The organism is Pseudomonas sp. FSL R10-2189, from assembly GCF_009600325.1.
GTDB lineage: Bacteria > Pseudomonadota > Gammaproteobacteria > Pseudomonadales > Pseudomonadaceae > Aquipseudomonas > Aquipseudomonas helleri.
The window spans coordinates 153584-166147 of sequence record NZ_WIVZ01000003.1 but is presented as its reverse complement, the minus strand read 5'-3'; the positions used below and the strand labels follow the sequence as shown (position 1 = coordinate 166147).

The following is a 12564-nucleotide window of genomic DNA, read 5'->3' as shown; positions in this document are numbered from 1 at the left end:
TGTCTGATAGGATCTCGGCCGAAATTCAGAAAGCTGAATCTTTATTGTTTTCTGACAGTTATTTCACATCACGTCAGTGAACATGCAACACCCGCAACCACGGGTCGGCACCGGTTGCACACACTTACTTTTTGGCTAATCAGTGCGGCATGACGCCGCGCTTTAATGGGGGAATGATGGATCTTTGGACTGCCGCACAGGCGTTGATACTCGGTGTCGTTGAGGGCCTTACGGAATTCTTGCCGGTCTCAAGCACTGGCCACCAGATTATTGTGGCTGACTTGCTGAACTTCGGCGGCGAACGCGCCATGGCGTTCAACATCATTATCCAGCTGGGCGCCATTTTGGCGGTTGTCTGGGAGTTTCGCCGCAAGATCCTCGACGTTGTCGTGGGTTTGCCGACGCAACCCAGTGCGCGCCGCTTTACCGTCAACCTGATCATCGCGGTGCTGCCGGCGGTGGTGTTGGGGGTGATCTTCGCTGACATGATTCACGAATACCTGTTCAACCCGATTACCGTGGCCTCTGCCTTGGTTATCGGCGGTGTGATCATGCTCTGGGCCGAGCGCCGTACTCACGTCATTCGCGCCGAAACCGTAGACGACATGACCTGGAAAGACGCGGTCAAGATCGGTTTTGCACAATGCCTGGCGATGATTCCGGGGACTTCGCGTTCGGGCTCGACCATCATCGGCGGCCTGTTGTTCGGCCTGTCGCGTAAAGCGGCCACCGAGTTTTCGTTCTTCCTGGCGATGCCAACCATGGTCGGCGCGGCGGTCTACTCGGGTTACAAGTACCGTGAACTGTTCCAGCCTGACGACTTGCCAGTGTTCGCCATCGGTTTTGTGACGGCGTTCATCTTCGCCATGATCGCGGTCCGTGCATTGCTCAAGTTTATTTCCAACCACAGCTATGCCGCGTTCGCCTGGTACCGCATTGCCTTCGGCATGCTGATTCTGGCGACCTGGAAGTTCGGCTGGATTGACTGGGCTGCAGCAGGTTGAAGACCTCGGCCAACGATCGTCGCGGCTCGGCAGGTGTGCATGAGCAGCCAGCTGGGCCCATGCGTGGTGTGAAGCTCAAACTGCTGGTATTACTGCTGCTGTGCGCGATGCCGCTGGGAGGCTCGCTGAGCCTGTTGCTCACCGGCATCACCCGGGTGCCTCTGCTTGTTTATGCCGTGGCCAGTGTCGTGGCGTTCATCCTTTATGGCTATGACAAACAGCAGGCCCGGCATGGCCGCTGGCGCACCCCGGAAAAGCTCCTGCACGGGGTTGAGTTGCTGGGCGGCTGGCCGGGCGCGCTGGTAGCCCAGCAAGTGTTCCGCCACAAGACCCGCAAGGTGCCTTTTCAGGTCTGGTTCTGGTTGATCGTTACCGTGCATCAAGCGGTCTGGGTTGACGTGCTGTTCTTGAAAATCACCTTTCTGAACCTGTAAGCGGCTGCCATGAGCGTCAGATCAATAAGCCGATCTGACGCTTTTTCGGCAGTTTGCCGACCACCAACTGGTGGGAACGGCGCAGCAAGTCTTGCAGTTCTTCAGCGCCCATCGGGTAGGGCGCCTGCATATTGATCCAGTGGGCCCGCGCCAGATACGGCGAAGGGCGTATCCCCGGGCGATCGATGTAACCCAGAAACAGTTCTTTCTCGACCTTGAACGACAACCCGTTGCTGTTGAGGTTGAACAGGGCAAACATTTTGCTCTGATCGATAGAGAACACTTCAACCCCGCCCCATTTCACATCCTCCTTGACCCCCGGCAGGCTGCGGCAGAACTCGGCAACCTGTTGCTTGGACATGATTTTTTGGGTGTTGGACGTACGCGTCATAGGGTTTTTTCTCCGCAGCGTTCGAAGGTATCAGCCAAATGTTCGATCCAGGCCCGCACCGCTGGCATGACGCCGCGCCGGTGCGGGTACACGGCTTGCAGCCAGCCGCCGGGCAGTGACCATTGAGGCAGGAGCTGCACCAGTTCACCGGTTTCAAGTTCCTGCTCGCAATACATCAAGGGCAGCACGGTGAAGCCCAGACCTTGCAGTGTGCAGGCTTTACGCACGTTAAAGTCATCAATGCCCAAGCGTGCTTCAAGCACCAGGTCTGAGGCTTTGCCGTGCTCATCGAGCATGCGCAAATGGACCATGCGATCGGCCTCAAGCGCCCCCAGCACCGGGGCATTTTTGAGATCGTCCGGGGTCTTGATTGCCCACTGTTCAGCGAAGGCCGGGCTGGCGACCATCACGGTCACCGCCTTGCGCAAGCGCCGCGTCACCAGCAGCGGGTCTTCATCGCCCAGTTCGCGAACGCGCATGGCCACGTCAATGCCTTCGGTGATCAAGTCTACGCGGCGGTTGAGCAGGCTGACTTCCAGTTGCACATGGGGGTAGGCGCGCAGAAAAGAGCTGACGACGTCGGGCATAAACTGGTGAGCCAGGCCCACCGGGCACGAGACCCGCAGGCGCCCTCGGGGCTCGCTGGACATACTTGCCACGGCCTCGTCGGCCATTTCGGCTTGCAGCAGCATGGCCTGGCAATGGCTCAAGTAGCGCTCGCCTACAGCGGTCAGCTTCAACTGGCGCGTGGTGCGCTGCAACAGACGCGCGCCCAGACGCTCTTCTAGTTCGGCCACACGCCTTGATAGGCGTGACTTGGGGATGCCCAACACACGGCCTGCCGCCGCAAACCCACCGGCTTCGACGACTTTGGCGAAGTAGTACAGATCGTTAAGGTCCTGCATTGCTTTTCTCACTGTCCTACAGGTGGGACGAACTATCGCATGCTCGCTGACTTATCGTCGATTGCTTTCATCGGTAGCATCACCTTCACTTGAACGCCTGACGGCGATCTTAATTTGGAGATCCGCATGAAACTTTTGCATATCGATTCGAGCATCTTGGGCGACAATTCGGCTTCGCGTCAGCTGAGCGGTGAAGTAGTCAAGGCTTGGCAAGCGGCTGAGCCGAGTGTTGAAGTGAGCTACCGCGACCTGGCCAGCGAAGGCATTGAGCACTTCTCGGCGGCCACTCTGGTGGCGGCTGGCACCCCGGCTGAACTGCGTGATGCGGCGCAAAACTACGAAGCGCAATTGAGCGCAGACACCTTGGCGCAGTTCCTGGCCGCGGATGCAGTGGTGATCGGCGCGCCGATGTACAACTTCACCATTCCAACCCAGCTCAAGGCCTGGATCGACCGCATTGCGGTGGCCGGTCAGACCTTCCGTTACACCGAAACCGGCCCGGTTGGCCTGTGCGGCGGCAAGAAAGTGATCGTGGTCTCGACCTCTGGCGGCATTCACGCGGGCCAGGCGACAGGCGTGGCGCACGAAGAGTATTTGAAAGTGCTGCTGGGTTTCCTCGGCATCACTGATGTTGAGTTTGTTCGTGCACAGGGCCTGGGTTATGGCGATGAAGTGCGCAGCAAAGCCCTGAGCGATGCTCATCAGCACATTAGTCAGGGCCTGTTCAGCGCCGCGTAAGCTGCCCTGTAGTGCCCGCATAACAAAACTCTGTATTCTGGATACCGTCATTGGCCAGAGTACGGAGTTTTTTGCATCTGGCTTTAATGGCTTGGGTTATGCAAAGGAGAGGGTGACCGTCTTTTTTCATTGCCCGCTGCAAGCTGAGCGCTATTAAAGGTAAGCCGCCATGATGCGTCTATGCGCTGTCGTGTTTCTCATAATGGCTAGTTGCCCTGTGCTGGTGCATGCCGAGCCTCTGAACCAATGGAGCGTGGGCTTTCATCGCCTCAGCTTTCTGGACCCGGTGGACGGCCAGCCTATGAACGCCATTGCGTTTTATCCGTCTACCGATGACGAGGTGCACAGCCGCATTGGTGTCTACGACATCGATGCCGGCGAAGATGCCAAAATTGCCATCGGCCACTACCCGTTGCTGGTGCTGTCCCATGGCAATGTCGGCACGCCGCTGGCGCTGCACGACCTGATCACCGCGCTGGCGCGCAAAGGCTTTGTTGTCGTGGCGGTGCTGCATCCAGGTGACAACTTCAAAGACCACAGCCGCACCGGCACCCTGAGCAACCTTTACGGGCGGCCGATGCAAATATCGGCGGCGATTAGCGCCGTGCTGGATGAAAACAGCCTGTCTGCTTACGTCGACGCTGATCAGGTCGGGGTGATCGGCTATTCGGCAGGTGGTGAAACGGCGTTGATTCTGGCTGGGGCCGAGCCGGACTTGAACCGTCTGCGGCGTTACTGCCAAGAGCGGCCGGACGACCACGATGCCTGCACGACCCAAGGTGAACTGATCGCTGATCGGGATGATTTGTTGCCCGTCGCGGACCCGCGTGTGCGTGCGTTGCTGCTGATGGCGCCGCTGAGCCTGATGTTTGGCCGCGACACCCTGGCCCAAGTGCATGTGCCGGTTTTGCTGTACAGCGGTGAGGGTGATCAAACCGTGTTCCCGGATAAAAATGCCGAAGCCCTGGCGCGTAAATTACCGGTTGCCCCGGAGTTCAATCTGATCCCCGGTGCCGGGCATTTTGTGTTTTTGGCGCCTTGCTCGGATGAACAGCGCGCAACCATGGCCTGGGCCTGCACCGATGCCGACGGGGTTGATCGTGAGGATATCCATCGCGATTTGATTTACGAATCAGGGCGCTTTTTCAGTAAGGCGCTGAACAACAACGCCCACACACTTTTACGTACCGCAGACCACTAACGGGCCCGGCGCGAGAGCCCTAGGGTAAGCAGCAGGCCCGCAAGGCACATCAGTGCTGCGCTGAAGAAAATCCAGGGATACCCCAGGTTCAAGGCGATGGCGCCCATTAGTGGCCCGGCCATGGCCAGCGCCAAGTCAAAAAACACCGCATAAGCGCCCAAGCCTGCACCCCGGCTCGAACTGGGGACTTGCTTGACCGCCTCCACGCCCAACGCCGGGTACACCAGTGACAGGCCAAACCCTGCCAACCCGGCACCGATCAAGGCATAGCCGGTAGACGGCGCGAGCCACAACAGCACCAGCCCCAGGGTTTCCATGGCCATACAGGTCATTGCGACGCTGGAGCCACCCAAGCGGTTAATGCTGTTGGTGAAAATCAGTCGGGCCAGGATAAAACACACGCCAAACACCGACAGGCAGTAGGCGGCGCCCGTCCAGCCCTGGTCGATATAGAACAGCGTGATAAAGGTCGTCAGGGTGCCATAACCAATAGATGCCAGCATCAGGCTGAGGCCATAGGGCGCGATCAGCCCCAGTACCGACCAAAAGGACAGGCGCACCCCGGCGATCACCGGGATCGAGGTTTTGTTGCGGATGGTCAGCAGTGCCAGCAAGGCCAACCCCAGCAGCGCAATGCCCAGGCTGGAAAACCCCAGTGTGTCGATCATCAGCACCCCCAGCGGGGCTCCCAGGGCAATCGCCCCATAAGAGGCGATACCGTTCCAGCCAATGGTACGGGCGGTGTGTTCCGAGCCGACTTGCGCGATGCCCCAACTGATCGTGCCGACACCGATAAGCCCTTGGGCAATGCCCAGAAAAATGCGCCCGACGATCAAAATGCCAAGGCTTAGCCCCGGGAAGCTTTGCAGCATGATGGCGACGTACGTGAGTACACCGCTGATGGCGATGCCGATCAGGCCGTACACCACCGCAGGCTTGGTCCCGCGTTTGTCGACGATGCGTCCGGCCGAAGGACGCGTCAGCAGGGTGGCGAGGTATTGCGAGGCGATGGTCAGGCCGGCAACCACAGCGCTGAAACCCAATTGGTCATGCACATAGCCCGGCAAGACCGCGATGGGCAAGCCAATGCAGATAAAAGCGATAAAGGTGTAAAAAACAATCGACAGGATTTGCAGCGTAACCGACAGAGAACTCGGATGAGGAGGGTGTTGCGCAGACATGAGCAGCGGTTCCGGCTGGCGTTTGGGCGCCGCTATCATGGCGTGCCTGCCGGGTAAATGAAAGCAGGCTAACGATAGTTTGTTTGGGGCACCCTTTTTACCTCTTGAGCCCTAACGTCGATCGGTTCACAACCTGCCTTTTTCCAGTTAAATACAACCCCGAATCGGCAGCAGCTTATGAGTTGCTCCAGCAAGGGGTTGCGCAGGGTTTCGCAGCGTCGCATCAAGCTTGGGGCCTGTTTACTCGGCGCTTCTATCGTTATGGCTAGAGACGAATTGGCGAAAACGTTCGGTGGGCAAGCCTTCGAACAGTTCGGTTGGCGTGCCCTGGGCGTCGATCAAACCGCCGTGCATGAACACCACCCGATTCGACACGTGCCGGGCAAAGCCCATTTCGTGGGTGACCACCAGCATGGTGCGGCCTTCCTCGGCCAGCGAGCGCATTACCCTTAATACCTCGCCAACCAGTTCGGGGTCGAGTGCCGAGGTGGGTTCGTCGAACAGCATCACTTGCGGGTTCATCGCCAATGCGCGGGCGATTGCGACCCGTTGTTGCTGCCCGCCGGACAGGTGTGCCGGGTAGTAGTCCTTACGCTCGTACAGGCCGACCTTGTGCAACAGGGCTTCGGCCTCTTCGATGCATTCGGCGCGTGGGCGTTTGAGCACGCGCATCGGGCCTTCTATCACGTTCTGCAGCACTGTCATGTGCGACCACAGGTTGAAGCTCTGGAACACCATGCCCAAGCTACTGCGCATGCGCTCGACCTGACGGTTGTTGCTCGGCGTTTGACGGCCGTCGACATGCTGTTTCATCTCGATCACTTCACCGTTGACGCGGATGATGCCTTGATCGGGGGTTTCCAGCAGGTTGATACAGCGCAGGAACGTACTTTTACCGGACCCGCTGGCGCCGAGGATCGAGATCACGTCACCTTTGTGTGCGTCCAGATCAATACCCTTGAGGACATGGGCGCTGCCGAAGGACTTCTGGATGTTAATGACCGACAAGGCTGAAGCGGACTGAATGCTCATGGCAGGCTCCGTATCAAATCAGGAATGGGTAGGCAGTGTGGGGCTGGATTTTTTCACGACGTCTGCAGGGCGTTCGCGCAAGTGTGGCGAGAGGCGATATTCGAGCCAGGCGACTGCGCGCACCACCAGGTAGTTGAGCACCAGGTAGATCAGGGCCGCGCAAATGAACACCTCCATGGTGCGGTAGGTGCGCTGGATGATCTGCTGGGCTACGCCCGTGACATCCCAGACCGTCACCAGGCTGGCGAGGGCGGTGGACTTGACCAGCAAAATGGCTTCTGTTGAGTAGGCCGGCAGTGCCTGGCGCAGGGTGACCGGGGCAATGATCCGGTACAGCAACTCCCAGGGCGACATGCCAATGGCCTTGCCAGCTTCGATCTGACCTTGGGGCACGCTGAGCAGGCCACCGCGGATGATTTCTGCAGTGTAGCCGGCGGTGCACAAGGCCAGTGACACCACTGCGCAGCCATAAGGGGAGCGCAGCACGACCCAGGCAAAGCTGTCGCGGATGGCCGGGAACTGGCCCAGCCCGTAGTAAATCAAGAACATTTGAATCAGCAGCGGCGTGCCGCGAAACAGCATGATGTAGAACCGCGCCGGGTAGCTGAAAAACCACCAGCGGCTGACCCGCAGGCTGACGATGCCGACCGACAGGGCAAGGCCGAGCACCAACGAGCAAAAAAAGATCGACAAGGTGGTGGGCAGGGCGGCCAGCAGCTTGAGCATGGTGTCTGCGAGGAACGGAAAATCAATCATAGGTGTCGCTCCCGACGCGAACTAGACTGGGCTGCGCTGCCGCGTACGGCGCACGCGAGCTTCAGCCATGTGGAACAGCCGACCGGAAAGGCCGGTGAGAATGAGGTACAGCGCGCCCCCGATGATGTAGAAGGTGAAATATTGACGGGTGGACCCGGCTGCGACCTGACTGGCGCGCATCAATTCCACCAGACCGATCACAGAAATCAGCGCGGAATCTTTCAGGCTCATTTGCCAGACATTGCCCAGCCCCGGCAGCGCGTAGCGCAAAATCTGCGGCACCAAAATCCGTTTGAAGCGCATGGCACGGCTCATACCGATGGCCATCCCGGCTTCCAGTTCGCCCCGCGACACTGCAATAAAGGCGCCCCGGTAGACTTCCGCCTGATAAGAGCCGGAAATCAGCCCCACCGCCAACGCCCCGACCAGAAAAGGCGGCACGTCGATATAGCCTTCGCCGCCGAACCAATGGCCAACCGCCGTCACCACACTGGCCCCGCCAAAGTAGAACAGGTAGATCACCAGTAACTCGGGAATCCCCCTGAACAGTATCGAGTACAGATTTCCCAGCCCGCGCAAACTGCGGCGGCGGGAGAGTTTGGCCGCCGCCACCAGGCTGCCAAATACCGCCCCCACCAGCAGTGCTGCGAGGGTCAATATCACGGTCATGCCGGTGGCCTTGAGCAGCGCCATTCCCCAACCTGAGTCACCAAAACTGAGTAGCTGCAAGAGGTTCATAGAGGATCCCACGTCTAAAAAGGGTTAAGCAGCCCGGCACCTTTCATGCTGCCGGGCCATTCAGATCATTGTTTGGGGGTCAGGTCCTGCTTGAACCACTTCTCGCTCAGGGTTTTGATCGTGCCATCAGCCATGGCCTCCTTGAGGGCGGCATCGAACTTGGCTTTGAGTTCCACGTCGTTCTGGCGAAAGCCCAGAGCTTCGCCTTCACCCCAGATCGGGCCTTTGATCACCGGGCCGGTGTACACCAGTGACTTGTTCTCCGGTTTGTCCATCAGCGAGTTGAAGAAGGTCACGTCATCGAATGCAACGTCGATCCGCCCGGATTGCAGGTCGAGGATGGCCTCGGACGAGCTGCCGTATTCACGGATCGTCGCTACATCCTTGAAGTTTTGATCAATGAACGAGGTGTAAATGGTGCCGGAGGCGATGCCGATGGTTTTGCCTTTGAGCGCCTTGCGCAGGTCTTCAACGCCAGCACGGATTTCCTTGGGGTCGGTGCCCAAGGTGATGGCTGCGTCGGTACCGGTTTTGCCCGGTAGCAAGTCGGCTTGCAGGGCGACAAAACTGGCCGGGGTCTGGGCGTAAGGCGTAGAGAAGGCCATGACTTTCTGGCGTTCGTCGTTGATGACAATGGCGTCCATCAGCACGTCGAATTTGCCTGCATTGAGGCTGGCGATCATGCCGTCCCAGTTCTGCACGACGATGTTGCACTTGAGCTTCATGCGCTGACAGATCACGTCCATCAGTTCTGGCTCGAAGCCGCTGATTTTTCCACCTGGCAGTGTCAGGTTCCAGGGCTCATAGGCGCCCTCTGTAGCGATATTGACCGATGTCCACTCTTTGGCCTGGAGTGCCGGGGCACAGGCCAACACCATTGCACTGAGCGCTACAGAACCCAACCAGCTTGATTTGTTCGACATCATGGTACTTCCTGTCTAATCAATTGAGTGTTGCGAACTGATCCGGCTCAGGCCGAATCGCCAAGGTCGGTACACACCGTTTTTTCTGGGATTGCAAACGGATGCAAACCGGTACTAAGCCTGTGAGGGCGAATGCATTTTCCACGCCGACGTCCTGGGCCATCTGACGGATGTCGTTACCGGGCCTGAGCGTTGGAACGTCCATTTTTCTGTCACTCGACTCGATCAAACCAAACCCGCTGGGTAGAGAGGTACGTGCGAACATGTATTTGCTTGTACATACAAGCATATGCAATCAATCGGCCAACTTGATTTCTCATCGATCAATCCGTTTTAAATTCAGTGAAAATGCTTTAGAAACAGCGGGTTATGGGTTTTTATTGGTTGCGGGGTTTTAATCTGGCAGTGGCAGGACGGAGGCTTGGGTTTGAAAGTGCACCACGGTGGTACGAACGGTGACAGTGTGGATTAAAGTGGTGCGCGGCGAGGGGTAACGGCAACGACTGTGTGTGTGGGGAGGGCCATACCACATCGGCCAGCCCTCCCTTGGAACGCGGCCTCTTTACTTCAGGTTTTTCTGCACGGTGGCGAGTATTTCGCCGCTGCGCACTTGCTTGGTCACGCTGGCAATGTCGGTATAGAACGCGCGGTCATGCTCAGCCACCGGTACACGGCTGCGCACCAGGTCATACACCGCTCTGGTCACGCTGGAGGCTTTGCCCACGTCATGGAAATCCAGGGCCTGGCAACCCACCAGCAGCTCGATGGCCAGCACTGATTCCAGTTTTTCGGACACCTTGCAGGCCTTGATCACGGCGTTATAGGCCAGGCTGACCAGGTCTTCCTGGTTGGCGCAGGTCGAGAAACTGTCGACAGAGGAGGGGAACGACAGCGACTTCATTTCTGCATACAGGCCTGCCGCCGTGTATTGCAGGATCATGTAGCCGCTGTTCAGGCCCGGATTGCGCACCAAAAAGGCGGGCATTTCACTGAAGTGCGAGTTGACCATGCGATCGATACGGCGCTCGGCAATCTTCGCCAGGTTGGCCAGAGCCACACACAAGGAGTCGGCTGACATGCCGATGTAGGTGCCATCGAAATTGGCACCCGAGATGGCAATGCCGTCACCGTCTTCAAGCGGGTAGATCACCGGGTTGTCGCCTGAAGAGTGAATTTCGTTTTCGATATTTTCCCGCGCGTGCTCGATAAAGCGTTTCGACGCGCCGTGCACCTGGGGGATGGAGCGCAGGCTGTAGGCGTCCTGTAGCCGGTAGTCGATGTTTTCAGCGATCAGTTGGCTGTCATGCAGCATCGCCTTTATGTCCCGGGCGGTTTGCGCCTGCTCTTTGTGCGCCTTGATCGAGTGATAGCGCGGGTCGAAGGCCCGAATCGTGCCTTTTAACGCTTCCATGGAAAGCGCCGCAGCGACGTCTGCCAATGAGGCGGCCTGCATGGCGTTGTACAGGGCCAGAATGGCGATGGCCGTCACCGAGGTGGTGCCATTGAGCATGGCCAGGCCTTCTTTGCACTGCAGATCGGTGGGTTGCAGGCCAACCTGTTTCAGCGCGGTGGCGCCGTCGACCCATTCACCGCCATTGACCCGTGCTTTGCCTTCGCCCAGCAGGACCAGAGCCAAGTGCCCCTCGACCGCCAGGTAACCCACCGACCCTTCGCCGGGTGCAAACGGTACGACATCGTTATTGAGCAAGGCGGCAATCAGTTCCAGTAACTCCAGGCGTACCCCCGAATACCCTTTGCCAAGGCTGATCAACACCATCAACTGGATCGCCCGCACCTGCTCACGTTTGAGCGGCTCGCCTACCGCCACCGCGTGGGAGCGCACGATATTGACCTGAAGCTCCTTGGCATTGCTCGCAGAAATCACATGCCGAACGTTGTCGCCGAACCCGGTGGTCACGCCATAGACCAAGCGATTCTCATCAAGAAAACGCTCCACCAGGCCACGGGATTTTTTCACGCGCTGCTGGTAGGCCTCAGAAAACGAGACCTTGGCTGCATAACGGGCGACCGCCACAAACTCTTCGATGGAAGGCTCTTTATCGCCAAGAACAACCTGAGTGATCTGTTGAGGATGAGCTTTCATTGCGAACTCCCGGGAAACCAAATGAATAAGGGGCTGGACCGGCCAAGCCGTCGCTCGATTGAGCGTGGGAGAAGGCTAAAGCGATTTTTGAGTGAAGAAAATATGGCGATTTCTGTCAGTTTTATTAGTATTTCTAAACTTTAAATGCCCGTGAGGCTGCACCTTGCCATGAGTCGCTTACCGCCTTTGCGCGCCCTGCAAATATTCGAAACCGTCGGCCACTGTGGTGGTATTTCCCAGGCGGCAAAACGCTTGAACCTCTCGGTGGGGGCGGTGAGCCAGCAGATGAAACTGCTGGATGAGGCGCTGGGCATGAGCCTGACGGTCAAGGACGGCCAGCGTTTGCGCCTGAATGCCATTGGCCAGCGTTTCCATGCCAGATGTTCGACAGCCTTTGAAGAGTTGAGAGCCGCTGTGGCTGAAGTCGAACGCTCGAAAAACCCCAACAACTTGTATGTCAGTGGTCTGCCTTCATTGATGAACAAGTGGCTGGGGCCGCTGATCTACGAATGGCAGCACGAGCATGATGATCTCGACATCTATCTGGATGGCACGCTTGCGGATACATCGGAGGAGGAAAACGCCGATTTTCGGATTGGCTATGGCGAGCCGATCCAATACGCCGAGCGCAGCGTTGTGCTGTTTCACGATTGTGTGGTGCCAGCATGTTCACCGGCGCTTTTAGGCCATTCGGGCATGGTGGGGCAGGCCGCTGACTTGCTTCAGTACCCACTGATTCGCGTTGACTCACGGCCGAAATTTGATTCGCCGCCGTCGTGGGTTGAATGGTTTGGTCTGGAAGGCGAGGTGGTGGAGCAGATGATTGCCGTGCGTCGAAGCTTTTCTTCGGCCAGCATGGCCATTCAGGCTGCTATCGATCAACAAGGCATCGTACTGGCGCAGTACTCGATGATTGCCCGTGACATTGCTGAGGGGCGTTTGATCATCCCGTGGCCGCGCGCCATGGCACTGCCATCGCCGTATTACCTGAGTTGGCACCCGAACACACTACAGAAAGCACAATGCCGGGCGTTTCAGCGCTGGTTGATAGGCCGGGGAAAAGCACAGGAAGACATGACCGAGCGCCTGATCACAGCTCTGCCTGCACAAGCAACTGTAGGAGCGAGCTTGCCTCGCGATCTTTGAAAAGGCCAAAA

The 12564-nt window shown here is 58.1% G+C and carries 13 protein-coding genes; 5 read left to right on the top strand and 8 right to left on the bottom strand.

Annotated elements, in window-relative coordinates:
* Positions 1–176 precede the first annotated feature (176 nt).
* The gene (locus tag GHO32_RS03940) at positions 177–1004 is read left to right on the top strand and encodes an undecaprenyl-diphosphate phosphatase (RefSeq protein WP_123748908.1); all 828 of its coding nucleotides are present in this window, start codon (positions 177–179) and stop codon (positions 1002–1004) included.
* Positions 1005–1063: 59 nt separating this feature from the next.
* A complete protein-coding gene (locus tag GHO32_RS03935) occupies positions 1064–1438 on the top strand; it encodes a DUF1294 domain-containing protein (RefSeq protein WP_153333075.1) in 375 nt (124 codons plus the stop codon).
* A gap of 16 nt (positions 1439–1454) precedes the next feature.
* Here the strand turns inward: GHO32_RS03935 and GHO32_RS03930 are convergent, their stop codons facing one another.
* Together GHO32_RS03930 and GHO32_RS03925 are read right to left on the bottom strand one after the other, a co-directional pair.
* Positions 1455–1799, bottom strand: coding sequence for an MmcQ/YjbR family DNA-binding protein (locus tag GHO32_RS03930; RefSeq protein WP_153333199.1), 345 nt, complete (start codon positions 1797–1799; stop codon positions 1455–1457).
* 26 nt (positions 1800–1825) lie between these two features.
* Positions 1826–2734 (bottom strand): LysR substrate-binding domain-containing protein, encoded by a 909-nt coding sequence (locus GHO32_RS03925; protein WP_153333073.1) that lies wholly within the window; start codon positions 2732–2734, stop codon positions 1826–1828.
* 126 nt (positions 2735–2860) lie between these two features.
* On the opposite strand from GHO32_RS03925, the gene GHO32_RS03920 reads away from it, so the two are divergent.
* A complete protein-coding gene (locus GHO32_RS03920) occupies positions 2861–3472 on the top strand; it encodes an FMN-dependent NADH-azoreductase (protein WP_153333071.1) in 612 nt (203 codons plus the stop codon).
* Positions 3473–3641: 169 nt separating this feature from the next.
* On the top strand, positions 3642–4673 hold the full coding sequence (locus GHO32_RS03915; RefSeq protein WP_153333068.1) for a dienelactone hydrolase: 1032 nt from the start codon (positions 3642–3644) through the stop codon (positions 4671–4673).
* On the opposite strand, the gene GHO32_RS03910 is transcribed toward GHO32_RS03915, so the two are convergent.
* The 6 genes from GHO32_RS03910 to hutH form a co-directional block, all read right to left on the bottom strand.
* Positions 4670–5854 (bottom strand): MFS transporter, encoded by a 1185-nt coding sequence (locus GHO32_RS03910; protein WP_153333066.1) that lies wholly within the window; start codon positions 5852–5854, stop codon positions 4670–4672. The two genes, GHO32_RS03915 and GHO32_RS03910, sit on opposite strands and share 4 nt — an antisense overlap.
* A gap of 240 nt (positions 5855–6094) precedes the next feature.
* Positions 6095–6886, bottom strand: coding sequence for an ABC transporter ATP-binding protein (locus GHO32_RS03905; RefSeq protein ID WP_153333064.1), 792 nt, complete (start codon positions 6884–6886; stop codon positions 6095–6097).
* 18 nt (positions 6887–6904) lie between these two features.
* Complete coding sequence (locus GHO32_RS03900; protein ID WP_153333062.1) at positions 6905–7642, bottom strand: ABC transporter permease; 738 nt, start codon at positions 7640–7642, stop codon at positions 6905–6907.
* Between the two features lie 21 nt (positions 7643–7663).
* A complete protein-coding gene (locus tag GHO32_RS03895; protein ID WP_153329899.1) occupies positions 7664–8380 on the bottom strand; it encodes an ABC transporter permease in 717 nt (238 codons plus the stop codon).
* Between the two features lie 65 nt (positions 8381–8445).
* Positions 8446–9303 (bottom strand): transporter substrate-binding domain-containing protein, encoded by an 858-nt coding sequence (locus GHO32_RS03890; RefSeq protein WP_123748916.1) that lies wholly within the window; start codon positions 9301–9303, stop codon positions 8446–8448.
* Between the two features lie 562 nt (positions 9304–9865).
* On the bottom strand, positions 9866–11407 hold the full coding sequence (gene hutH / locus GHO32_RS03885; RefSeq protein ID WP_153333060.1) for a histidine ammonia-lyase: 1542 nt from the start codon (positions 11405–11407) through the stop codon (positions 9866–9868).
* Positions 11408–11575: 168 nt separating this feature from the next.
* Here hutH and GHO32_RS03880 point away from each other — a divergent pair, with 168 nt between their 5' ends.
* Positions 11576–12553 (top strand): LysR substrate-binding domain-containing protein, encoded by a 978-nt coding sequence (locus tag GHO32_RS03880; protein WP_153333058.1) that lies wholly within the window; start codon positions 11576–11578, stop codon positions 12551–12553.
* Positions 12554–12564 lie beyond the last annotated feature (11 nt).